The organism is Alteromonas sp. a30 (genome assembly GCF_026788005.1).
GTDB lineage: Bacteria > Pseudomonadota > Gammaproteobacteria > Enterobacterales > Alteromonadaceae > Paraneptunicella.
The window spans coordinates 22,375-43,431 of sequence record NZ_JABEPE010000007.1 but is presented as its reverse complement, the minus strand read 5'-3'; the positions used below and the strand labels follow the sequence as shown (position 1 = coordinate 43,431).

The 21,057-nt window shown below is 45.3% G+C and carries 21 protein-coding genes and 1 other annotated feature; of the genes, 14 read left to right on the top strand and 7 right to left on the bottom strand.

Annotated elements, in window-relative coordinates:
• Positions 1 to 79 precede the first annotated feature (79 nt).
• The gene (locus HJG39_RS08665; protein WP_268408529.1) at positions 80 to 1,099 is read left to right on the top strand and encodes an NAD-dependent epimerase/dehydratase family protein; all 1,020 of its coding nucleotides are present in this window, start codon (positions 80 to 82) and stop codon (positions 1,097 to 1,099) included.
• 2 nt (positions 1,100 to 1,101) lie between these two features.
• On the opposite strand, the gene HJG39_RS08660 is transcribed toward HJG39_RS08665, so the two are convergent.
• Positions 1,102 to 1,854 (bottom strand): substrate-binding periplasmic protein, encoded by a 753-nt coding sequence (locus HJG39_RS08660; RefSeq protein ID WP_268408528.1) that lies wholly within the window; start codon positions 1,852 to 1,854, stop codon positions 1,102 to 1,104.
• A gap of 297 nt (positions 1,855 to 2,151) precedes the next feature.
• Positions 2,152 to 2,272, top strand: a sequence feature (His leader region).
• A gap of 42 nt (positions 2,273 to 2,314) precedes the next feature.
• On the opposite strand from HJG39_RS08660, the gene hisG reads away from it, so the two are divergent.
• The 11 genes from hisG to HJG39_RS08605 all read left to right on the top strand — a co-directional run bounded on the left by hisG (position 2,315) and on the right by HJG39_RS08605 (position 13,367).
• Entirely contained in the window at positions 2,315 to 3,214 is a 900-nt protein-coding gene (gene hisG / locus HJG39_RS08655) for an ATP phosphoribosyltransferase (RefSeq protein WP_268408527.1), read from the top strand.
• A gap of 4 nt (positions 3,215 to 3,218) precedes the next feature.
• Positions 3,219 to 4,553, top strand: a complete 1,335-nt coding sequence (gene hisD / locus HJG39_RS08650; protein WP_268408526.1) for a histidinol dehydrogenase — start codon at positions 3,219 to 3,221, stop codon at positions 4,551 to 4,553.
• Positions 4,550 to 5,644 carry a histidinol-phosphate transaminase gene (gene hisC, locus HJG39_RS08645; RefSeq protein ID WP_268408525.1) on the top strand — a complete coding sequence of 365 codons (1,095 nt, stop codon included), beginning with the start codon at positions 4,550 to 4,552 and terminating at the stop codon, positions 5,642 to 5,644. The genes hisD and hisC overlap by 4 nt, the downstream gene beginning before the upstream one ends.
• Complete coding sequence (gene hisB / locus HJG39_RS08640; RefSeq protein ID WP_268408524.1) at positions 5,641 to 6,720, top strand: bifunctional histidinol-phosphatase/imidazoleglycerol-phosphate dehydratase HisB; 1,080 nt, start codon at positions 5,641 to 5,643, stop codon at positions 6,718 to 6,720. Before hisC ends, hisB begins: the two co-directional genes overlap by 4 nt.
• A gap of 50 nt (positions 6,721 to 6,770) precedes the next feature.
• Complete coding sequence (gene hisH, locus HJG39_RS08635; RefSeq protein WP_268408674.1) at positions 6,771 to 7,364, top strand: imidazole glycerol phosphate synthase subunit HisH; 594 nt, start codon at positions 6,771 to 6,773, stop codon at positions 7,362 to 7,364.
• 11 nt (positions 7,365 to 7,375) lie between these two features.
• Entirely contained in the window at positions 7,376 to 8,113 is a 738-nt protein-coding gene (gene hisA, locus HJG39_RS08630) for a 1-(5-phosphoribosyl)-5-[(5-phosphoribosylamino)methylideneamino]imidazole-4-carboxamide isomerase (RefSeq protein ID WP_268408522.1), read from the top strand.
• A gap of 30 nt (positions 8,114 to 8,143) precedes the next feature.
• On the top strand, positions 8,144 to 8,932 hold the full coding sequence (gene hisF, locus HJG39_RS08625) for an imidazole glycerol phosphate synthase subunit HisF (protein ID WP_268408521.1): 789 nt from the start codon (positions 8,144 to 8,146) through the stop codon (positions 8,930 to 8,932).
• A complete protein-coding gene (hisIE, locus tag HJG39_RS08620; RefSeq protein ID WP_268408519.1) occupies positions 8,929 to 9,543 on the top strand; it encodes a bifunctional phosphoribosyl-AMP cyclohydrolase/phosphoribosyl-ATP diphosphatase HisIE in 615 nt (204 codons plus the stop codon). Before hisF ends, hisIE begins: the two co-directional genes overlap by 4 nt.
• A 343-nt stretch (positions 9,544 to 9,886) precedes the next feature.
• Positions 9,887 to 10,444, top strand: a complete 558-nt coding sequence (locus HJG39_RS08615) for a cytochrome b (protein ID WP_268408518.1) — start codon at positions 9,887 to 9,889, stop codon at positions 10,442 to 10,444.
• Between the two features lie 25 nt (positions 10,445 to 10,469).
• A complete protein-coding gene (locus HJG39_RS08610) occupies positions 10,470 to 11,039 on the top strand; it encodes a YceI family protein (RefSeq protein WP_268408517.1) in 570 nt (189 codons plus the stop codon).
• A 288-nt stretch (positions 11,040 to 11,327) separates the two neighbouring features.
• Positions 11,328 to 13,367, top strand: a complete 2,040-nt coding sequence (locus HJG39_RS08605) for a S9 family peptidase (protein WP_268408673.1) — start codon at positions 11,328 to 11,330, stop codon at positions 13,365 to 13,367.
• A 218-nt stretch (positions 13,368 to 13,585) separates the two neighbouring features.
• Here HJG39_RS08605 and HJG39_RS08600 read toward each other — a convergent pair whose 3' ends face one another.
• From HJG39_RS08600 to HJG39_RS08585, 4 genes are read right to left on the bottom strand one after another with little or no spacing between them, the layout of a single operon-like run.
• A complete protein-coding gene (locus HJG39_RS08600) occupies positions 13,586 to 14,455 on the bottom strand; it encodes a cobalamin-binding protein (protein ID WP_268408516.1) in 870 nt (289 codons plus the stop codon).
• A 53-nt stretch (positions 14,456 to 14,508) separates the two neighbouring features.
• The gene (gene cobO / locus HJG39_RS08595; protein ID WP_268408515.1) at positions 14,509 to 15,141 is read right to left on the bottom strand and encodes a cob(I)yrinic acid a,c-diamide adenosyltransferase; all 633 of its coding nucleotides are present in this window, start codon (positions 15,139 to 15,141) and stop codon (positions 14,509 to 14,511) included.
• A gap of 40 nt (positions 15,142 to 15,181) precedes the next feature.
• Positions 15,182 to 16,183, bottom strand: coding sequence for a FecCD family ABC transporter permease (locus tag HJG39_RS08590; protein ID WP_268408513.1), 1,002 nt, complete (start codon positions 16,181 to 16,183; stop codon positions 15,182 to 15,184).
• Positions 16,183 to 17,061, bottom strand: coding sequence for an ABC transporter ATP-binding protein (locus tag HJG39_RS08585; protein ID WP_268408512.1), 879 nt, complete (start codon positions 17,059 to 17,061; stop codon positions 16,183 to 16,185). Before HJG39_RS08585 ends, HJG39_RS08590 begins: the two co-directional genes overlap by 1 nt.
• A 319-nt stretch (positions 17,062 to 17,380) precedes the next feature.
• Between HJG39_RS08585 and HJG39_RS08580 the strand changes: the two genes are divergently transcribed.
• Complete coding sequence (locus HJG39_RS08580) at positions 17,381 to 17,827, top strand: Hsp20 family protein (RefSeq protein ID WP_268408510.1); 447 nt, start codon at positions 17,381 to 17,383, stop codon at positions 17,825 to 17,827.
• A gap of 116 nt (positions 17,828 to 17,943) precedes the next feature.
• Here the strand turns inward: HJG39_RS08580 and HJG39_RS08575 are convergent, their stop codons facing one another.
• Both HJG39_RS08575 and HJG39_RS08570 read right to left on the bottom strand, forming a co-directional pair.
• On the bottom strand, positions 17,944 to 18,345 hold the full coding sequence (locus HJG39_RS08575; RefSeq protein ID WP_268408509.1) for an MAPEG family protein: 402 nt from the start codon (positions 18,343 to 18,345) through the stop codon (positions 17,944 to 17,946).
• Between the two features lie 27 nt (positions 18,346 to 18,372).
• Entirely contained in the window at positions 18,373 to 18,975 is a 603-nt protein-coding gene (locus tag HJG39_RS08570) for a DUF938 domain-containing protein (RefSeq protein ID WP_442781015.1), read from the bottom strand.
• Between the two features lie 241 nt (positions 18,976 to 19,216).
• On the opposite strand from HJG39_RS08570, the gene HJG39_RS08565 reads away from it, so the two are divergent.
• Positions 19,217 to 20,929 (top strand): proline--tRNA ligase, encoded by a 1,713-nt coding sequence (locus tag HJG39_RS08565; RefSeq protein ID WP_268408508.1) that lies wholly within the window; start codon positions 19,217 to 19,219, stop codon positions 20,927 to 20,929.
• Positions 20,930 to 21,057: the final 128 nt, after the last annotated feature.

Here is a 21,057-nt window from a genome sequence, read left to right as displayed (position 1 = left end):
TATTTAGCGCTTCCCCCCACCCCCTAAATTAGGATAATATCCTCCTCATACTTTCCTCGCTTTCTCGTCGTCGAAACAAATGAATATCGATAGTAACCGCCTGCCAGAACCGATTCTGGTTACAGGTGCGCTTGGCTTTATCGGGCAGCGTCTAATTGAACGGCTGTTACAGGATAACTACAGTGTTATCGCCTTTCTTCGCCCTCATCATATTTTACCCACTGAATGGCAAGGAAAAGTACAGCTATTTCGGGGCGACATCACGCGAAAAGATGACATTGAAAGCGCCGTTGCTCAAGCAAAAACGGTGTTCCATTTGGTCGCAATCGTATCGGATTGGGGTGCTGCTGAAACCCACCACAATATCACCGTCGAAGGCACGCGGTTTTTATTGCAAGCAGTGGTGAAACACCATGTTCGCCTTATTCTTGCCTCAAGTATTACGGTTTACGGCGACAGAATTAATCAAGGCATGTGTCATGAATCCATGGATCATGGACAGCCTTTAGGCGCGTATAGTGCTTCTAAACAGGCTCAAGAAAACCTCGCCCGAGACCTGATCGGCCCAGCTACCGACATCCGTATTGTGCGCCCGGCGAATATCTACGGTGCAGGCTCCCGCCCTTGGGTTGACGACTTATCTGCCGAGCTAAAAAAGCACACGCCTGTGCTCATTAATCAAGGCAATTTCGATGCAGGTTTAGTACACGTTGATAATGTCATCGACTTATTTATGCTCGTTGCCTCCTTACCACAAGCGAAAGGCGAAATTTATAATGTTTGCGACATGGAAGGCATAACATGGCAACGTTACATAAACGCACTTGCGAACATTATTGATGCACCAAAACCCCGCTCTATTCCCAAATGGCTGGCGCAACGATTAGCAGGCATGATGGAGTTTGTTTGGCGTCATTTTCACCTAAAAGGCAGACCACCGCTTACCCATGAAGCCTTAAACCTCATTGGTTCACAGCATCAAATCAGTATGATAAAGGCCACCAGCGAACTGGATTATCACCCCAAAGTGATGTTCGACGAAGGCATGCAAGATGTTGCCAACTACATCAAAACACAACAAACACGCTCGCACCTCTAGGGTCACTGGAAGTTTGCTAGCGCCCGACGTAGCCGCTCAACCGTTTCATCATCGCTTTGTTTACTCACAGCAGCACAAAGCTTTTCCGATTCGAGCGTTAAAAATGTTGGCCCTTTCACAAAGAAAACGTCTTCAGGAAGCTCCACTTTATTCAGTCGATGTTGAAATGACTCCCAGCTTTGCAACACCACATCAACACGCCCATGAGCGAGCTTTTTAACATTATCCATATCGCTCGAACTCGTATCTAACTGATCTTTAGAAAATCCCTTCTTCAATGCGGTTTTATAGCTATTGTCGTCATGCATAACTCCGATAACTGCCCCACTTTGGGTAAGCTCTTGGAGCGACAATGTGTGCAGTTGCGTATCGGAACGCATAATAGTGTTTATGGTGATTTGAGGAGAAATGGAGCAAAACCAATGAAATAAGGATTCCCTTTGTTTACTCCGATAAACAGGGAAAATTAAAGTATTAGTTTGTTTTAACGCTTGATAGTAAGCCCGTTTCCAAGGGTAATAACGTAATTCATATTGAATATGTTCTTGCGCCAACGCTTTGCTAACAGCCTGAAACAGACTTCCTGATGGTTGGTTATGTTCATCAAGATAGGTGTAAGGAGGCCAAATACTAGAAACGATATGAATATTCACTTGTGCAATTGCAGGAAAAGACAGCCCTGCCAGTAGCAAACTAACGCATAATAAGGACGTTACTCTGATCCTAAGGCTACACAATTGATTCACTCGATTCATGCACCATCAACCCCAAAAATATCATCATTTAAGTTAAAGCGTAGCAGCAAAGCGCCAAGCCCACGTTAAAAATCATCGACATGTTACCTAACCGCATTTCACAGGCATTTTCAAAAAATCGAAAATTGACCGTTGCATTTATTTTCGGCTTTAGTTACTGTCTAAAAAGCAGTATAGGCAGCAAGCCTAATTGCAGGAAATTAATTATCACAACTTGTTGTTACATACGGGTTGTTATTAAAAGCATCGAAGCGAGTGAATAGCTAAAATGAATTCTTTAAATCTGAATGTGCACCACCATCATCACCATATGCTAGGTTAGCCTTTCAGATTTGTGCTGGGAGGTTAGTTCCTTCCAGTGGTTATCGCAAAGTCAGTATTTGTAACCCCGGAAGGAAACTTCCGGGGTTTTTTCGTTTTTGGGTCTACGTTTTAAAAAGAATTGTCAACAGGAAGCAATATGAGTGAATCAACAAGACTGAGAATTGCAGTGCAAAAATCAGGTCGACTAAGTGATAAAAGCATCAACTTATTAAAAGCCATCGGCGTAAAACTCGCCATCCAAGACAGACTCCTAATGGCCCACTCCACCAATATGCCTATCGACTTAATGCGCGTGCGCGATGACGACATTCCCGGCTTGGTGATGGATGGCGTTGTCGATTTAGGCTTCATTGGTGAAAACGAGCTGGAAGAAAAAATGCTCGAACGTGCCGCGTCGGGGAAAAGTGCTGAATACAAAACTTTAAGTCAACTCGATTACGGTGGTTGCCGTTTATCCATTGCCGTTCCTTCCGAGTTCGACTACCAAAACCTGTCTAGCCTCAGTGGTAAAACCGTTGCTACCACCTATCCTTACTTGCTCGAGCGCTACTTCAAACAAAAACAAGTGGATGCCAATGTGGTCATGTTAACCGGTTCGGTTGAAGTAGCGCCTCGCGCGGGCCTTGCCGATGCTATTTGTGACTTGGTATCTACTGGCGCAACGCTTGAAGCAAACGGCTTAAGAGAAAAAGAAGAGATCTTCTACTCTAAAGCGGCACTCATTCAACGAACCAAACCATTAAGCGAAGAAAAACAAAAGCTTATCGACAAACTTCTGCCTCGTATTAACGGGGTAATGCAAGCCAAAGAAAGCAAATACATCATGTTACACGCGCCTAAAGACAAACTCGACGAAGTACGTGAATTACTCCCCGGCGCGGAAAATCCCACCGTATTGCCATTAGCTTATGGTGAAGGACAAGTGGCGGTACACGTTGTCAGCCCTGAAACCCTTTTCTGGGAAACCATGGAAAAACTCAAAGCCCTTGGTTGCAGCTCCATATTGGTTCTGCCTATCGAGAAAATGATGGGGTAAACCAATGCAAATCTGGTCTTCACTAAGCTCATCGGAACAACACGCTTTGCTGGCCCGTCCCGCTCAAGCCAATTCTGTACAGCTAACCCAAACCGTTGCCAACATTATTGACGATGTTGCAACACAAGGCGATGCGGCGCTACAGGCATTAAGCGCCAAGTTCGATAAAAAACCTCTGAGCGAATTTGCATTAAGCCAAGCGCAATTGGAACAAGGTTTAGCGCAGCTCACGCCCGAGCTGAAACAAGCCATTGATACCGCATACAACAATATTTTACGTTTTCATCAGGCACAAAAACCGCAGGATCTCGACATTGAAACCACCCAAGGCGTGCAATGCTCCATGCACTACACACCACTAAGCGCGGTGGGTTTGTACATTCCCGGCGGCAGCGCGCCTTTGCCATCCACGGTGTTAATGCTTGGCACCCCCGCGCAAGTAGCAGGATGTGAACGCAAAATTTTATGCTCGCCACCCAATACCGAAGGCAGCTTACACCCTGCAATTTTGTACGCCGCACAAGTATGTGGCATTGATGAGATTTACTTAGTTGGCGGCGCACAGGCCATTGCAGCTATGGCGCTTGGCACACAAAGCATTGCTAAAGTCGATAAGATTTTCGGCCCCGGCAATAGCTATGTTACCGAAGCTAAACAACAAGTGAGCCAAATGCCGAATGGCGCGGCCATTGATATGCCAGCGGGCCCATCCGAAGTGCTTGTGCTTGCCGATGCCAACGCCAACCCCGCCTTTGTTGCCGCAGATTTATTATCCCAAGCGGAACACGGTGAAGACTCCCAAGCCATTTTGGTCAGCGATAGCGAAGAACTCATTAAGCAAAGCATTGCCGAGGTGGAATTTCAGTTAACAATATTATCGCGCGAAGGCATAGCCAGAAGTGCCATGAACAATGCGCGCTATATTTTAACGCAGAACATGAAACAAGCCATTGCCGTGAGCAATCAATACGCGCCCGAGCACTTAATTGTGCAAACCGACACGCCGCGCCAATATTTGCCACAGCTACGATACGCAGGTTCTATCTTTTTAGGGCCATGGTCGCCAGAATCGGCGGGCGATTACGCCAGTGGTACCAACCACGTTTTGCCTACATACGGCTATTCAAAAACCTATTCTAGTTTAGGTTTGCTGGACTTCTACCGCCGTTATACGGTGCAGGAATTATCCTATGAAGGCTTACACAATATCAGTCAAGCAATTATGGATTTAGCCGACGCAGAAGGCTTAGATGCCCACAAAAACGCGGTGGCAATTCGGCTAAAAAACCAAAACACGCTGGTATCTGGCAACACTAATACACAGGAAGATCCATCATGAGTTCGGCTGATTTTGCAAACAAACTCAGTGCGTCACACATTCGCGACTTAGTGCCTTATGAATCGGCAAGACGCTTATTTAGCGGCGGTCACTATTGGTTAAATGCCAACGAATCACCTTACGCCAACCCATATCTAATTGACGATAGCCACTTTAACCGCTATCCCGATTGTCAGCCGCCCGCGCTGATTAAAGCCTACGCGCAATACGCTGGTGTGGAAGCGAATCAAGTGATTGTCAGCCGCGGGGCAGACGAAGGCATCGAACTACTCATTCGCGCTTTTTGTGAGCCAAGCAAAGACAGCATCGTGATTTGCCCGCCCACTTATGGCATGTACGCCATTAGTGCTAACACCTTTAATATTGATGTACAAAAAGCACCATTAAACGCCGATTTTTCGTTAGATATTAGCGCACTAGAAGCCATCGCCAAGCAGGATAATCCACCTAAATTGGTGTTTGTATGTTCGCCAAATAACCCCACTGGCACACGAGTGGCGCAACAACAACTTGCGCAAGTATTAACACTGTTTGCGGGTAAATCGTTAGTGGTGGTTGATGAAGCTTATATAGAGTTCGATATCGACTCATCATGGGCAAAAAGTATCAACCAATACAATAACTTAGTGATTCTACGCACCTTATCCAAAGCCTTTGCGCTGGCCGGAATTCGCTGTGGTTTTACGTTGGCCTCAAGCGAGATTATTCAGGTTTTGCTAAAAGTGATCGCGCCCTACCCGATTTCCGATCCGGTGGCGCAAATTGCCAACCAAGCATTAAGCGAAAAAGGCATTGCTCAAATGCAACGACAAGTGAGCTTACTACAACAATATCAGCAATCACTCATAGAACGTTGTCAGGCTTTTCCTAACTGGGAATGGGTTGGCGATGCCTGCGCGAATTTCCTGTTATTTCGCGTACCGGAAAAGCAAGAATTAATGGATTTCTTAGTGAAAAACGGCCTGTTAATTCGCGACCAATCTAAACAAATTGCGCTAGAAAACTGCCTGCGTTTGAGTATTGGCAACGAACAAGAAAATCAGGCCCTAATTCAACTTATCGAACAATTTTACGAAGAGAAGCAATCATGAGTACGGCAGCCAAGCCCCAACCTATTTTATTTATTGATCGCGATGGCACCTTGGTAGAAGAGCCGCCCATCGACAAACAGCTCGACACCCTAGAAAAGCTGGTTTTCGAACCCATGGTGTTGCCAGTATTAACGCGCTTACAACAAGCCGGATTTCGCTTGGTGATGGTATCCAACCAAGATGGTTTAGGCACCAGCAGCTTTCCACAAGCCGACTTCGATTTGCCTCACGATAAAATGATGCACATTTTCAATAGCCAAGGCGTGACCTTCGACGACGTGCTCATTTGTCCGCACTTCCCCGAAGACAACTGCACCTGCCGCAAGCCGCATTTAGGCTTGGTAAAAGAGTACTTACAGCAAGGCAAAATCGACTTCACTCAATCTTTTGTGATTGGCGACCGAGAAACCGACATCCAGCTTGCTGAAAATATGGGCATTAAAGGCATTCGCTATGATCGCGAGAACAATAATTGGCTTGCCATTGAGCACCAATTGCAACCCCTGCGCAACGCCACAGTAGTACGCACCACATCGGAAACCGACATTACGGTAAGCGTGGAATTAGACAACAACGACAAATCCGATATTGCCACTGGCATCGGCTTTTTTGACCATATGCTCGACCAAATTGCCACCCACGGCGGCTTTTACATGAAAGTGCAGGTGAGCGGCGATTTACACATCGACGAGCATCACTCGGTGGAAGATACCGCGCTGGCGTTAGGCGATGCGCTGCGCCAAGCTCTTGGCAATAAACGTGGCATTGGTCGCTTTGGTTTTGCGTTGCCCATGGATGAGTGTCGTGCAGAATGCATTTTGGATATTTCCGCGCGCCCATACTTGGTGTTTTCTGCCGATTTTAGTCAAGAACGTGTGGGCGAGATGTCGACGCAAATGGTGCCCCACTTCTTCCGCTCATTAGCCGATAGCATGGGCGTGTCGTTACACTTAAGCACCACGGAAGGCAACGCCCACCACCAAGTAGAAAGCTTGTTTAAAGTGTTTGGTCGCGCGTTACGCCAAGCCATAGCCAAGCACGGTGATGAACTGCCGAGCAGCAAAGGAGCGCTGTAATTGTGAGCACGGTTAATGTGAACAACGCTAGTACACGCAAACAAGTGGTGATGGTAGATACTGCTTGCGCCAATATTTCTTCACTAAAATTTGCTGTTGAGCGCTTAGGTTATGATGTGCTTGTCACCGACGACACAAAACGCATTGCCCAAGCGGATAAAGTGCTACTACCGGGCGTAGGTTCTGCGGCGGCTGCCATGACGCAAATTCGCGCAAAAGGCTTAGTCGAGTGCTTGCAAAATTTGCAACAGCCGGTGCTAGGCATTTGCTTAGGCATGCAGCTTATGACACAACGCTCGGAAGAAGCCAACGCCAAAGGTGAAACCGTCGACTGCTTAGGCTTGGTGAAGACCGAAGTTAACGCCATGCAATCCGACACCTTGCGCCTGCCGCATATGGGCTGGAACCAAGTCAGCGCGGTAAAAGACTCGCCCCTGTTTTACGGTATCGAAGCCAACACTTACTTCTATTTTGTGCATGGTTATTGTGTGCCCCAAGGCGAGCACACCCTTGCCACCTGCGAGTACACCAAAACCTTCTCTGCCGCCATTGAAAACGGCAATTTTATGGGCGTGCAATTTCACCCTGAACGTTCAGGCGAAGCCGGTGCACAACTTTTGCGTAATTTTGTAGAAAGGGTATAAGGAAAAGCAACATGATTATTCCCGCAATTGATTTAATCGACGGTAGCGTGGTTCGCCTGTACCAAGGCGACTACGAACAAAAAACCCAATATGAATTCGACCCAATCGACGTAGTAAAAGACTACGCCGCGCAAGGCGCAAAGTGGCTACACATTGTTGACCTCACTGGCGCAAAAGACACCAACAAACGCCAACTATCACTCATTCAACGCATGGTAGAAACAGGCTTAATGCAGTTTCAAGCCGGTGGCGGCATTCGCTCAGAAAATGACGTAAAACAACTACTGGATATTGGCGTAAAACGTGTGGTTATCGGCTCTCTAGCGGTAAAACAACCCGAGCTGGTAAAAAGCTGGTTTGAACAATACGGACCAGAATCCATCGTGCTCGCGTTAGATGTCAATATTAACGACAACGGCGACAAAATGATTGCCACCCACGGTTGGCAGGAAGATTCCGGCGTATCGTTAGAAGCGCTCTTAAGTGACTTTTTAAGCGTGGGCGCAAAACATGTGTTGTGTACCGACATCAGTAAAGACGGTACTTTGCAAGGCGCGAACACTGCGCTTTATCAAGCCATGCAAGCTGAATTTCCTAGCGTTCAATGGCAAGCCTCCGGCGGCATTGGCAGCTTAGACGACATTCGCGCACTTAAGCCTGCCAACGTTGGTGGAGTCATTTTGGGACGCGCCTTATTAGAAGGCAAATTCACTGTAGAAGACGCCATCAACGTGTGGCAAAGCGAGTAGGAGAAAGGCAGCTATGAAGGAGAATCAATCATGTTAGCGAAACGCATTATTCCCTGCCTAGACGTGCGCGACGGCAAAGTGGTGAAAGGCGTGCAATTTCGCAACCACGAAATTATTGGCGACATTGTGCCTTTGGCAGAACAATACGCCAAAGCGGGTGCAGACGAATTGGTGTTTTACGACATCACCGCCTCCAGCGACCAACGCGTGGTGGATAAAAGCTGGGTAACACGCATTGCCAAAGTCATCGACATTCCCTTTTGTGTGGCCGGCGGGATTAAGTCCGTGGAAGATGCGCGCAGTATTTTAGAAATGGGCGCAGATAAAATCTCCATTAACAGCCCTGCGCTCGCTAACCCCGATTTAATCAACCAATTGCATGACCGATTTGGGCAGCAATGCGTGGTGATTGGCATCGACAGTTTTTACAACGCCGATACCGGAAAATATCAAGTATACCAATTCACTGGCGATGAAAAACGCACTCAACAAACTGGCTGGGAAACTGCCGATTGGGTCAAAGAAGTGCAATCCCGTGGCGCAGGGGAAATTGTGCTCAACTGCATGAACCAAGATGGTGTGCGTAAAGGCTACGACATCGAACAACTGCGCGCTATTCGTCGCATCTGTAAAGTGCCGCTGATCGCCTCTGGCGGCGCAGGCGCAATGCAACATTTCGCCACGGTATTCAATCCATTAGAACAGCATGGCGCAGATGTTGACGGCGGACTCGCGGCCTCGGTTTTCCACAAAGGCGTCATCGAAATAGCCGACCTGAAAGCCTACTTAATTGAACAACACATTGAGATTCGACCATGATCATTACCTTAGACAATGCCACCACGCTAGATTGGCAAAAAATGGACGGCCTACTGCCTTGTATCGTGCAAGATAAGCACACAGGTTCGGTACAAATGCTGGGTTACATGAACCAAGAAGCCCTGCAAAAAACCTTGGAAACGGGCAAAGTCACCTTTTACAGCCGTTCTAAAAATCGCCTATGGATGAAAGGCGAAACCAGTGGCAACACCTTAGATTTAGCGCAACTAAGTGTCGATTGCGACAACGACGCATTACTGGCGTTAGTGACGCCAAACGGCCCCACTTGTCACTTAGGCACCAACACTTGTTGGAATGATGAAATTGAACCTACATTGGCGTTTTTAGGCAAGCTGAACACCTTACTTGGCGAACGCAAAGAGGCCGACCCAGAAAGCAGTTACACCGCGCGTTTATATCACAAAGGCATCAAACGCATCGCCCAAAAAGTAGGCGAAGAAGGCGTTGAAACGGCACTCGCAGCAACAGTTCGCGATACTGAAGAGCTAAAGAATGAATCAGCAGATTTGTTGTATCACTTGTTGGTTTTACTGCAAGCCAGTGATGTAGCGCTAGAAGACGTAATAGACGTACTTAAACAACGGAGCTAAAAATAAAAAAGCCGCGCAGTGGATACCGCGCGGCCAAAAAACAATACATTTAGAACGAGAACTCACCAGCCTGTAAGCAGTGAGGTCTATCACTATAGTCAGATCATGTTTCCTTTTTATTTCATCTTACGAAAACTTTTATTTAATCGTTTCTTTTCTCGAATTCAACTGAGCTAAAATAACCTCAGCTAAATCAATATCTTCTATAATCAACTAGGCGTAACATTTATTACCCTAACGTTCTAATTTTTAGAAACAACATTTCAAAACTACGCAATTTTAATTTCGTTTCATTGTATTAAGATGCGTAACACAACCTAAGAGCAGTTTTAAGGTGAACCCAATGCTAAAAAATAACACGCAAGGCTACGGTCTAATTTCGATCCTGATCCACTGGATTTCGGCTATTGCCGTATTCACAATGTTCGGTCTTGGCCTTTGGCTTGAAGAACTGAGCTACTACGACGAAATGTACCGTGTTGTCCCTCATTGGCATAAAAGTATCGGCATTTTGCTTGCCCTCCTTGTTTTATTCAGAATCATCTGGATGTTTTCCCACCCAGCGCCAAAACCACTTGGTTCACCCGCGCTTGCGAAAATCGCCAAAGCAGGGCACGGCATCTTGTATTTGATCCTGATTGTGTTATTTATCTCTGGCTATTTAATTTCCACCGCCGATGGGCATTCCATCGACGTATTTGACTGGTTTAGTGTGCCCGGATTTGGCAGTTTTGTTGAAAATCAGGAAGACATCGCCGGAGAAATCCACGAACTTCTGGCTTTCGGCATTATTGGCTTGGCAGTGCTGCACGCGCTCGCCGCCCTAAAGCACCACTTTTTGGATCGGGATAACACGCTTTCACGCATGATAAAACCGGTTCGTAATTCCGACGACAATTAATCTTTAAATTTAAATGAGTACAGCTATGAAAAAAGTATTATCCGCTCTGTTATTTTCTGCTTTATTAAGCCCTATGGCTCAAGCAGCAGACTACAAAATCGACGTTAAAGGCACACACGCTTTTATTAACTTTAAGATCAGCCACTTAGGTTATTCTTGGTTAACTGGTCGTTTTAACGAGTTCGACGGTTCATTCTCTTTCGATGAGAAAAACCCGAATGCCGCGCAAATCAGCCTAGACATCAACCCTTCAAGTGTTGATACAAACCACTCAGAACGCGATAAGCACATTCGTAGCAAAGATTTCTTACACGTTAACAAATTCCCAGATGCAGGCTTCGAAAGCACGCGCATCACACACGAAGGCGACAATAAATACAAAGTGATCGGCGACCTAACCATGCACGGTGTCACTAAGCAAGTGATCATTGATGCCTATAAAGTAGGTGAAGGTAAAGATCCTTGGGGTGGCTACCGCGCTGGCTTCTCTGGCACCACTAAAATCAAAATGGAAGATTTCGGCATCAAGAACGTATTAGGCCCTGCGTCTGCGGAAATTGAATTCCAACTTCACATCGAAGGTATTCGTCAGTAATGCCTGCTTTGATGCCCTGCAAAAGTGGGGCATCAACCTCTGCCTATTTTCTGCTACCACCTATTACAAAAGCCAAATTACTCGCTAATATTTTCACACTCTTCGTGTCTACGTGTTCTTGTCTGTGAAATTTCGTTGCAATTTGCTCATTGCTCATTCACTCAATATTCAACTATTGTTTACTCGCTAAATGCACCTTCTGCTTCTTTTAGCATTTATTTGGGAATGAAAACTACATTAGGAATTAATATGAAACACGCTTTCAAGCTTGGCGCAGCTTTGTTGCCGATGCTCTGTGCTACTCAGACCCTTGCCGATGAAGACAAAATCGATACGCTACAATCGCAAGATATTTTCACGCTGGAATATGCCTCCGATGTCGATATTAGTGACGACGGGAAACAAGTGTATTTTGTGCGTAACTACATGGACATTTACACAGATAAGAAAGTGGGCAATATTTGGCAAGTTAATACCAAAGGTGAACTTGTTCCCGTAACCAACGGATTGCACGCAGATTATTCTCCAATTTTATCGCCTGATGGTGAAAAGCTGGCTTACATTTCGACAGCTAGCGGTAAACCGCAGGTACATATCAAGTGGTTAGAATCGGGCCGTGAGGCTCAAATGACGCATCTAACCAACTCTCCAAGTCAACTGAGTTGGTCTCCTGATGGTTCACAGCTTGCTTTTAGTGCCTTTGTGATGGGCAGACCCAATATCCCTGTTAATTTACCGGGCAAACCACCGGGGGCAAAATGGGCAGAACCCGCAACCGTTACCCAAGAAGTGTATTACCGTTTTGATGGCGCAGGTTACTTGCCAGCAGGCACAAACCACCTGTTTGTCATGTCTGCCGACGGCGGAACACCTCGCCAAATTACTTCTGGCAACTTCAATCACAGTGGTCACATTAGCTGGACTAAAGACGGCAAAAACCTGATTTTTTCCGCCAATCGTCATGAAGATCATGAATACATTATCAACAACACCGAAGTGTTCTCAGCCAATATCAACACAGGTGAGCTAACGCAGCTAACCGAGCGCTTTGGCCCTGACTTCGAACCTCACGTTTCTCCTGATGGAAAGCTCATTGCCTACCGAGGCTTCGACGACAAATTCACTAACTATGAGAATAGCCAGCTTTATGTGATGAATATAGATGGCAGCAACAAACGCTTGCTTACCGCCGACCTCGATCGCACCATCGAAGCCTTAAAATGGGCGAAAAACAGTCGCGGCGTGTACATTCAGTACGATGATCTAGGCAAGGGTAAAGTCGCCTATCAACCCTTGAAAGGTAAGCGTAAAGTGCTAATTGAAAACCTCGGAGGGAAAGCCTACGGTCGTCCGTACGGCGGCGGCGACTTTGATGTGTCCGAGAACGGTACTATCGCATTTACTCATTCTTTACCCACGCGCCCTGCGGATGTTGCCATCAATGTTAAAGGCAAAACGTCACGTTTAACGGCATTAAATGAAGACGCATTAGGCCATAAAACTTTAGGAAAAGTTGAGGAGATTTGGTACAAATCTTCTGCGGACAATCGCGATATTCAAGGTTGGGTTGTCTATCCACCGGACTTTGATGCCAGTAAAAAATATCCACTTATCTTGGAAATTCATGGCGGTCCAGTGACCAATTATGGCCCTCGATTCTCCACAGAAATTCAGCTAATGGCGGCCAGAGGCTACGTTGTGCTTTACACCAACCCTCGTGGCAGTACCTCTTATGGGAAAGAGTTCGCTAACACCATTCACTTAAACTACCCCAGTAACGACTACGACGATTTAATGTCTGGCGTTGATGTGCTCTTAGAAAAAGGCTTCATTAACGAGAAAGAACTGTTCGTTACCGGCGGTTCTGGTGGTGGTGTACTCACGGCATGGACAGTGGGCCACACCGATAGATTCGCCGCCGCAGTTGTTGCTAAACCAGTTATCAATTGGTACAGCTTTGTATTAACAGCGGATTTCTATCCTTTCTTCTACAAATATTGGTTTGACAAAAAGCCTTGGGAAGATTTGGAAGGTTATATGAAACGCTCGCCTATTAGTTATGTTGGCAATGTTACCACACCCACCATGTTACTGACGGGGGAGTCGGATCACCGTACACCTATTTCAGAAACAGAACAATTTTATCAAGCGCTAAAACTCAACAAAGTCGAGACTGCAATGGTACGTATTCCCAATGCATCTCACAGTATTTATCGCCGACCAAGCAACTTAATGTCGAAAGTTGAACATATTTTGTGGTGGTTCGATCAATACCGCGAAGAGGCGCTGAAGAAAAAAGCAGAAGCGGAAACGCAAGAAGCAAAATAGCAGTCAGTACAAACAACTAAGTAATTGTTAATAAAATGACGATCTATCAGTCACTTGTAGAAAATTAATAGCAACCTCTCAACCGAAGGGAAGCGGCACACCACAGACTTGCATGAGTGCCTACATGGAAGTTTCATAGCGAGTTTGCGATAAGTCTCTATGAGTGACTGACAATTAAACACAGCTATTTAGGCCGAGTGTACCTCTTCACACTAAACCTACTGTTGATAAATCGCCTCACACAATTTATCCAATTCTGGTAATACACGACTGGTCATTCTGTGTAGCTTATCGGCATCTGGCTTAAGAATTCGATGATGCTTCACAGCAGGAATAATCGGCCATGCTTGCCAATTAAACTTGGGCTGACCATCACCTTTTTGCGATGCGGGCTGAATAATCACGTCCACATTACGTTGTATCACTTGTTCAATATTCACCTGTGGATAGGGCGCTATCGCATCGTAAAACACATTATTGACTTGGCAAACGGATAACAAGGCTTGATTCCAACTGCCTTTGGCAACAGTGGTTAATGGTTGGGGCCACAACTCATAAAAAACCCGCACACCAGCATCAGCTTCCTGCTGCTTCATCGCATTCAACTTTGCGTATTTTGCCTTCATCGTCGCTAAGGATTGCTCAAAATGTTGAGCCACCGCCTCCGCAGCTTCACTTCGCTCACTAAGCTTACCAAAGGTGCGAATTTCAGCAGGAATAGCGTTTAAAGAAGTGGGATTGGAATAGATCACTCTGACACCTAAGTCAGCGAGTTGCTTTAATTGAGCACTGCCGTTTTCGCTACGCCATGCAATGACCACATCCGGCTGAAGCGCAAGAATTTGCTCCACATTCACGCCTAAGTAGTTACCTACAATGGGAATGGATTTGGCGGCTTCAGGAAAATCGGCAAAATCCGATGTACCAATGATTTGCTCACCTGCCCCCATTTCAAACAACAACTCTACAATGTGCGGCGCTAAAGCGACAATTTTGGGTTTATTATGTGTTTGCGCCAACGCAGAGCGACTGATTAGCACCAATAAAACAACAAGGCTACACACCCGAACGAGCGACTTTGTCTGCAACGTTATTTGATATATGACGGATAATGCACAAGTGGAATGTAAAAAACGCAGCATTACCAATCAATGCCCTTTTGTGCCTTAATGCCGTTGTCGAAGGCATGTTTGGTGTTATTCACTTCGCTCACGGTATCTGCCATCTCTATTAAATGACGATGACACGCACGACCGGTAACAATAACGTGCTGATGCGGCGGGCGCTGGGCAATAACATCTAATACAGCATCTAAATCTAAATACTGGTACGTTAACATGTAAGTGATTTCGTCCAGCATTACCACATCCACGCTTTCATCACTCAACAAATGCTTTGCTTCTTTCCACACTCGTTGCGCGGCTTCAGTATCTTTGGCCTTATCCTGTGTTTCCCATGTGAACCCCGTATCCATTACATGAAATTCAACACCGGCATTTTGCAGCAAATTGCGCTCACCGCATTCCCAACCGCCTTTGATAAACTGAATAACAGCCGCAGTTAAACCATGTCCAACCGCCCGCGCAACCATACCAAAGCCCGAAGTCGATTTACCTTTCCCGTTTCCGGTTAATACTAACAACAAGCCTTTGTCTTCTTGCGCGGCTTCAATGCGCGCATCCACTTTTTCTTTCAGCTTTTGCATTCTTTGCTGGTGTCGTTCAGACACCTCTGGCGCTTTTTCAGCCTTACTTGTGTTTTCTTCGGATACCATAAATTTTATCTCGGCTATTGAGAGATTCATAAAAAGATAATCAGCCCAACTTGCGTTTACTTTGCAACATCAAACCAATAAAAAACACACTGCCAGTAGCGGATGTAATAATGCCAATTGGCACTTCTTGCCCCGGTAAAATTTGTCGGGCAAGTACATCAACCCACATTAAAAAGATACCACCGAAAAAGAAACACCCTATCAATAATCTGGCGCTTGTGCCGCCAATTAGAAATCGCACGATATGCGGCAACATTAAACCAACAAAACCAATACCACCACAAAATGCCACAATTACCGCAGTAATAAGCGCGCTCCCCAATAACAACCCCATTCGAAACAAGGCAACATTAATGCCTAGTGTTTGCGCGGTATCATCATCCAACATTAAAGCATCAAGGTGACGATGGCTTAACAACACAATGATCAATGCGGAAAATAGCAGGGGTAAAATGACGGCAAGCTGGCTAAAGTTAGCGCTTGATAGACTCCCCATGAGCCAAAAAATAATGCGATTACTCGCAAACGGCTCGCCAATATAAAGCAACAATTGGGTGATTGCGCCAAACATAAAGGCAATAGCCACACCCGCAAGCAAAATCATCTCTACTCGAAAGAAGTAGCGCGCCAGAGCAATCACTAAAAGCACCGCAGAAATGGCACCCGCAAACGCGGCAAATGGCACCAATTGCAGCGGTATGTGTGGAAAGAATAAAGTAGCGGCGACCACACCTAAGCCCGCTCCTGCTACAATGCCGAATAGGTAAGGGTCTGCAAGTGGATTACGTGTAGCAATTTGCAATACGGCTCCACAGCAAGCTAGCCCAGCACCTACACAAAATCCCATTAAGGCCCGAGGAATACGCACTTGCCATAAAATAGACTCATTGATCGCTGATCCACAATGCCCACCAAAGCAATTTAAGATTTCAGAAAAAGATAACTTCACCGCGCCCCATTGAATAGAGAATATAAAGCTCAAGCTACTAATAACAATGAGAAAAGTAACAATCAAGGCAAGCTTAACCACGCGATTGTTCATCAATCGTCTTCCTCAAATGACACTGCTTGAGTATACCGCTGAGGAGGGGCTCCAATCTTGGTTGAGGTCGACTCAAATTCAGGATGAAAGCTAATACTTGGCACAACACGTTGCTTGTGCTCCACAAGCGCTACGGTACATGGCAAACCAAAAACTTCGCTTAGGGTTTCCCCGGTAAAAACGGTTTGTGGCACGCCTTGTTGTTTTATTTTGCCTTGGTGCATTAACACCACATAGTCACAATATTGCGCCGCTAAATTCAAATCATGTACGGTCAAAATAACACTGATGCCCAAGCCTTTTAATAGATGCAAAATTTGATGTTGATAGTAAACATCTAGGTGATTCGTTGGCTCATCAAGAATTAACACCGACGGTTTTTGCACTAACGCACGCGCAATAAGCGCACGCTGTAATTCACCGCCAGAAAGCGATGAAATCGACTGATTCACCAATTGCGTTATTCCCATTACCGATAACGCCTGCTCCACACTGTCATCTTTACGATGCAATAGCTCATACCAATGCGAATGCGGAAGTTGCCCCATTTGTACCAATTCAATGACCGTTAAATTCGCCATCACATCGCCCAACTGGGAAACGTAAGCTAAGGTTTGCGCGAGTGCTTTACGAGTGAATTGTTTTAGGTCCCTACCCTTTATTTGAATAGCGCCCCGATACTGCGTTTGTAATCCTAATATGCATTTGAGTAAGCTGGTTTTGCCTGCGCCATTAGGTCCCACAATTGCAGTTACAGTGTTAGCAGGAATATGCAGATTAATATCATTTAATACCGCAACAGGCGCCCCTGATGGTGTCCAAAAAAGCGCTCTGCTAGAGATAATAGTCGAAGGCGATTGCTCGCTTGCTGGTTTCACTGATTTTGGTTTATCAATATTTGGGGCTTAAGGAACGTAACATTAAGAGTAATGCAAATCTAAAGTGGGTGGAACCCTGAAAAAATGATAATTAAAAATATTTTATTTTCAGTAACTTAAAAAATAATTTAAAAACTTCTTAGTTTTTTAAGTTGAAAACCATTTGGGCAACCTTACATAGGTATTGTCGATGCCAAGAAAGGTGACACTCAACAGGAAGCTCCTGAATTGCACACCGAGGGTCGACAAACGTTGTCGCTGCCGAAGCAGGACAATATTTTCTTAAAATTTAAACATATTGCTTAATGAGGATATGACTATGCGTACTATCGATCTATCTCCACTTTACCGTTCATTCATTGGTTTCGATCACTTAGCAAACCTACTAGATGACGCATCCAGAAACGAAAAACAAAACGGTTATCCTCCCTACAACATTGAGTTGTTAGAAGAAGACAAATACCGCATTACTATGGCGATTGCTGGTTTCAGCAAAGATGAATTAGCCATTGAAGTAAAAGAAAACTTGCTAGTGATTGCAGGCCAGAAACCTGAAAAAACCGACACTGAGCGCAAGTTTCTTCACAAAGGTATTTCAGAGCGAAATTTTGAACGCAAGTTCCAATTAGGCGCACACGTTAAAGTGCTTGCTGCTGATATGGAAAATGGCCTATTGCACGTCGATTTAGAAAGAGTCATTCCCGAAGCGTTAAAACCAAGACGCATTGAAATCGGCGGTCAATTGTTAGAAAACAAGGAGAACTAAGCCTTCATCGTTGTTTTCTACTCCGGTCTACTTGTTGTTATTTAGTGTGTATTTGCCCATCGGTTATTGTGTTTACCGATGGGCTTTTTCATATCTCTTTCTGTAATTTTGCGAACTTAATACACTGTCAGAATATTGGTTACGATCAGCACGATATATAGTAAAAACGTCCCTATAACCCCCACAAAACGCTGCCAACTTTTACCCACATTATTCGCTAAACCAAAAGCGTGTAATAAACGCACAATAATCAAACCAGCTCCCACAATGTGTAAAAGCGTGTGTGGCATTTGATTAATTTCCGCTATCAGCATCAAAATCACAGCAAACGGCACATATTCCATAAAATTGCCGTGGACACGAATCGCTTGAGACAAATCCTTTTTGCCACCATCGCCAATGCCAATCATGTGCTTACGGCGCTTAAAAATAACGGCAAAACTTAAGTAGACATAAACGGCCGCCAACAAACCGCCATAAAACGCGGTGATAGGGACTGAAATCATTGATGCTTCCATCGGTTTACTCCAAATTAATTGTTGTTTTTATTGTTTTTGCCAAACCAATAAATGATTGTTGGCTGGCAGTGCAATGACATCTATTAAGCTTAACTCTCCAGCTTGTGTTTTCCCCCACGCCTGAAGCTGCTCAATATCGCGATAACCGCCATAGCCCTGATCTCGTAAACGAGCATCAAAAGCTTCGTTACTATCGCTGGTAAATTTGCCTTCAAATTTAAACGGGCCATATTCGCAGAACACGCCTCCTGCGGGCAGTTTTTCTACGATGAGCCGAAACATTTCTTGCACTTCATCGGGTTGCATAATATGGGCAGTATTAGCGCTGAAAACCGCATCATAGGATGTGTCGGCTTGCGGCCACGGGTCTTGCCCCACGAAGAAGGGTTTAGGTTCACGCCAGTTAGCAAGCCCGGCTTCTTTGCCATAAGCAAGAATACTAGGATGATTTTCCGAAGCATCGCTGGTTTGCCACACCAAATGCGCCAACGCTTTGGCAAAATAGACTGAATGTTGCCCCGTGCCAGAACCAATCTCTAACACATGCTTTTTATCTGAGAAATACTTTTTAAGTTCGGTAAGAATGGGATCTTTGTTGTTTTCACAAGACTGAGAAAAACGCTTTTCCAAAATAGAAATCTCCGCTAAGAAGACGCTAAACCTTGCGCCAAGATGAAAAAAATAAGGGCAAGCATAACACTAAATAGGCATAGCAAACTATCCAATCACTTCAACCGGATTCACTCAATAACCACGAATAATCATTGATCGCCTATGGTTCATAAAAACCCGTTCCATAAGCCGCTAGTTTCCCGCAACAAACCTGCTAGAATACGCAGCAATTTTGCCCATTTAACGGATATTGAAAAAGATGCGCACGAGCCAATATTTGCTTGCAACCTTAAAAGAAACCCCTGCTGACGCGGAAGTCATTAGCCACCAATTGATGTTACGTGCTGGTTTGGTACGTAAATTAGCCTCTGGTTTATACACTTGGTTACCCTCTGGCTTACGTGTCCTCAATAAAGTATCGCAAATTGTGCGTGAAGAAATGGAACGTGCAGGTGCGATTGAAGTATTAATGCCGATGGTTCAACCTGCGGACTTGTGGCAAGAATCCGGTCGCTGGGATGAATACGGCCCCGAATTATTGCGTTTGAAAGACCGTCATCAGCGTGATTTTGCTTTGGGTCCGACTCACGAAGAAGTGATCACCGACTTAGTAAAACGCGAAATTTCTAGCTATAAACAGCTACCGTTAAACCTTTTCCAAATTCAAACCAAATTCCGCGACGAAATTCGCCCGCGTTTTGGCGTGATGCGTGGTCGTGAATTTACCATGAAAGACGCTTATTCTTTCCACATTGGCGAAGAAAGCTTAGCGAAAACCTACCAAGACATGTACGACGCTTACTGTCGCATTTTTGAGCGTATTGGTTTGGAATATCGCGCGGTAATCGCCGATACCGGCTCCATTGGTGGTAACGCTTCTCACGAATTCCATGTGCTAGCCGATTCTGGCGAAGATGACATTGCTTTCAGTTCAGGTTCCAATTATGCCGCAAACGTAGAAATGGCAGAAGCTTTGCCTGTTGCGCCTTCACAACCATTAAATGCTACTGCACAAGAAAAAGTAGCGACACCAAATGTTGCCACCATTGAACAAGTGACTGAGCACTTTAACGTAGCCGCCGAAAACGTGGTGAAAACCATTATCGTTTTGGCTGAACCAGAAGATGAAGCTGACGCACCAAGCTTTGTTGCTTTAGTGGTACGTGGCGATCACGAACTTAACGAAATTAAAGCAGAAAAGCTGGCTGGTGTTTACGCGCCATTAACCATGGCTCGCGATGAACAACTTGCTGAACTGGGTTTAAAAGCCGGCTCTATTGGCCCTGTAGGTTTAAAAATGCCTGTTTTTGTCGACCGCAGTGCAGCGGCGTTATCACACTTCATTTGCGGAGCTAACGAAGCAGATCACCATCTTTCTGGCGTGCAATGGAGTGATTGCGCTGAACATGAAGTTGTCGATATTCGTAACGTAGCGGCAGGCGATGCTTCTCCTGATGGCAATGGCACATTGGAAATTAAACGCGGTATTGAAGTAGGCCACATTTTCCAATTGGGCCAAAAGTACAGTGAAGCCATGCAGTGTGGCGTCCTTAACGAAGGCGGCAAAAACGAAACCTTGCAAATGGGTTGTTATGGCATTGGTGTTTCTCGTATCGTGGCGGCGGCCATTGAACAGAATCACGATAAATTCGGTATTATTTGGCCAGACGCCATTGCGCCCTTTAAAGTTGCTCTTATTCCAATGAACATGCATAAATCACATCGCGTAAAAGAAGTTGCCGAGAAACTTTACGAGCAGATGCTTGAAGCGGGAATTGAAGTGATTTTCGATGATAGAAAAGAACGTCCGGGCGTGATGTTTGCCGATATGGAGCTCCTCGGCGTGCCACATTCCATCGTAGTGGGTGAGCGTAATCTTGATAACCAGCAAGTGGAATACAAGCAACGTAGCACGAGCGAAAAAACCCTTCTTTCAATTGATGAAGTTGTGACTTTTTTGAATGAGAAGTAATTCACATTCATAGCCGATATAACATAGTGGACCAGTAAAGAAATGATATTCTGATACTGTGCAACTAAACGACAAAGGTCAGTTTAATACTGGCCTTTTTAATTTGGCTTTTAGTACGACTTTTACAC

Coding starts and splice junctions, on each gene's coding strand:
- hisD (WP_268408526.1), top strand. CDS start 3,219: ATGCAAATCTGGTCTTCACTAAGCTCATCGGAACAACACGCTTTGCTG.
- HJG39_RS08615 (WP_268408518.1), top strand. CDS start 9,887: ATGCTAAAAAATAACACGCAAGGCTACGGTCTAATTTCGATCCTGATC.
- HJG39_RS08660 (WP_268408528.1), bottom strand. CDS start 1,854: ATGAATCGAGTGAATCAATTGTGTAGCCTTAGGATCAGAGTAACGTCC.
- hisF (WP_268408521.1), top strand. CDS start 8,144: ATGTTAGCGAAACGCATTATTCCCTGCCTAGACGTGCGCGACGGCAAA.
- HJG39_RS08575 (WP_268408509.1), bottom strand. CDS start 18,345: ATGGAAGCATCAATGATTTCAGTCCCTATCACCGCGTTTTATGGCGGT.
- HJG39_RS08665 (WP_268408529.1), top strand. CDS start 80: ATGAATATCGATAGTAACCGCCTGCCAGAACCGATTCTGGTTACAGGT.
- hisIE (WP_268408519.1), top strand. CDS start 8,929: ATGATCATTACCTTAGACAATGCCACCACGCTAGATTGGCAAAAAATG.
- HJG39_RS08605 (WP_268408673.1), top strand. CDS start 11,328: ATGCTCTGTGCTACTCAGACCCTTGCCGATGAAGACAAAATCGATACG.
- HJG39_RS08590 (WP_268408513.1), bottom strand. CDS start 16,183: ATGAACAATCGCGTGGTTAAGCTTGCCTTGATTGTTACTTTTCTCATT.
- HJG39_RS08610 (WP_268408517.1), top strand. CDS start 10,470: ATGAAAAAAGTATTATCCGCTCTGTTATTTTCTGCTTTATTAAGCCCT.
- hisH (WP_268408674.1), top strand. CDS start 6,771: ATGGTAGATACTGCTTGCGCCAATATTTCTTCACTAAAATTTGCTGTT.
- HJG39_RS08580 (WP_268408510.1), top strand. CDS start 17,381: ATGCGTACTATCGATCTATCTCCACTTTACCGTTCATTCATTGGTTTC.
- hisC (WP_268408525.1), top strand. CDS start 4,550: ATGAGTTCGGCTGATTTTGCAAACAAACTCAGTGCGTCACACATTCGC.
- cobO (WP_268408515.1), bottom strand. CDS start 15,141: ATGGTATCCGAAGAAAACACAAGTAAGGCTGAAAAAGCGCCAGAGGTG.
- hisA (WP_268408522.1), top strand. CDS start 7,376: ATGATTATTCCCGCAATTGATTTAATCGACGGTAGCGTGGTTCGCCTG.
- hisB (WP_268408524.1), top strand. CDS start 5,641: ATGAGTACGGCAGCCAAGCCCCAACCTATTTTATTTATTGATCGCGAT.
- hisG (WP_268408527.1), top strand. CDS start 2,315: ATGAGTGAATCAACAAGACTGAGAATTGCAGTGCAAAAATCAGGTCGA.
- HJG39_RS08565 (WP_268408508.1), top strand. CDS start 19,217: ATGCGCACGAGCCAATATTTGCTTGCAACCTTAAAAGAAACCCCTGCT.